The sequence below is a fragment of the Thermodesulfobacteriota bacterium genome (genome assembly GCA_039028315.1).
In the GTDB taxonomy this organism is placed as follows: domain Bacteria; phylum Desulfobacterota_D; class UBA1144; order Nemesobacterales; family UBA2774; genus CR02bin9.
Window position 1 is genome coordinate 1 of sequence record JBCCIH010000274.1, and the last position, 1,581, is coordinate 1,581.

Sequence of the window (1,581 nt, forward strand, 5' to 3'; positions counted from 1 at the left end):
GCAGATTTTGACGAAGAGATAATGGAGAATTACCTAAACGGCGATCCTATTTCAGAAGATAAAATACATGCAGCTATCAGAGCTGCTACAATTGATCTGAGCATCGTTCCTGTATTGCTCGGAACAGCCTTTAAAAACAAAGGGGTTCAGATCCTCTTAGATGCAGTAGTTAGCTACATGCCTTCCCCAATTGATTTATCTGCAGTAGAGGGCATAAACCCTGATACTGAAGAAGCAGATACTAGAGGTCCTAGTGATGAAGAGCCGTTCTCAGCACTTGCTTTTAAAATTATGACAGACCCGTTTGTAGGTCAGCTCACATACTTAAGAGTCTATTCTGGAATGCTCAAATCAGGAAGCACTGTTTATAACACTACTAAAATGAAAAGAGAAAAAATCGGCAGATTGGTCAGAATGCACTCCAATAAGCGTGAGGAAATCACGGAGATTGGAGCTGGCGGCATCGTTGCTGCAGTGGGGCTAAAGTCATCTACAACAGGTGACACACTTTGTGATGAGAATAAGCCAATCCTTTTAGAAAGCCTTCATTTTGCAGAACCCGTAATATCAATCGCCATTGAACCAAAAACTAAATCCGATCAAGAAAAACTTGGATTATCACTTAACAAAATTTCCCTTGAAGACCCAACATTTAGAGTAAGATTTGATGATGAAACCGGGCAGACTCTAATATCCGGTATGGGTGAGCTTCATTTGGAAATTATTGTTGACCGCTTAAAGCGTGAATTTAACGTTGATGCTAATGTGGGTAAACCGCAGGTTGCATATAGAGAAACAATTACTAAGAACGCCGATGTTGAAGCTAAGTTCGTAAGGCAAACAGGTGGCCGCGGGCAATATGGTCATGTTAAGATTAGAATGGAGCCAAACGAAGAGGGCGCGGGCGTTGAATTTATAGATGAAATCAAGGGAGGTAATATTCCAAAAGAGTATATACCTGCCGTAGAAAAAGGAATTAAAGAAGCTTCAGAGACTGGAGTTATAGCTGGCTATCCGGTAATTGACTGGGTTGTTAAGCTATATGATGGTTCATACCATGATGTGGACAGCTCTGAGATGGCTTTTAAAGTAGCAGGCTCTATGGCTTTTAAAGATGCGGTAATGCAGTCTAAGCCAATTATTTTAGAGCCGATGATGAAAGTTGAAGTTGTTGTTCCTGAGGATTTCATGGGAACAGTAATGGGTAATCTGAGCTCTAGAAGAGGAAAAATTATGGGCTCAGAACTAAGAGGCGGTATGCAGGCTATTAAGGCTGAAGTTCCACTTTCTGAAATGTTTGGATATGCCACTGAGCTTCGCTCAATGACTGAGGGAAGAGGAAACTTTACAATGGAATTTGGACAGTATTCAGCTCTGCCGCAATCACTTAGCGAAGATTTGAAAACAAATTTACAGGCTGTTTAATGTTAGTCACTATTTTAGGAGGAAAGCGAGAAAATGTCTAAGGAGAAATTTGAGAGAGGTAAGCCGCACTTAAACATAGGAACTGTGGGTCACGTAGACCACGGAAAGACGACATTGACAGCGGCGATCACAAAAGTACTAGAGAAGGCAGGTGGA

2 protein-coding genes are annotated in these 1,581 nt (G+C 41.4%); both read left to right on the top strand.

The genetic code is table 11. The features are described 5' to 3' along the window. The coding region (gene fusA, locus AAF462_11920) for an elongation factor G (protein MEM7009829.1) at positions 1-1,425 on the top strand (1,425 nt) is incomplete at its 5' end. A gap of 33 nt (positions 1,426-1,458) precedes the next feature. Next, positions 1,459-1,581 (top strand): GTP-binding protein (locus AAF462_11925; GenBank protein MEM7009830.1); only part of this gene is annotated, 123 nt, incomplete at its 3' end.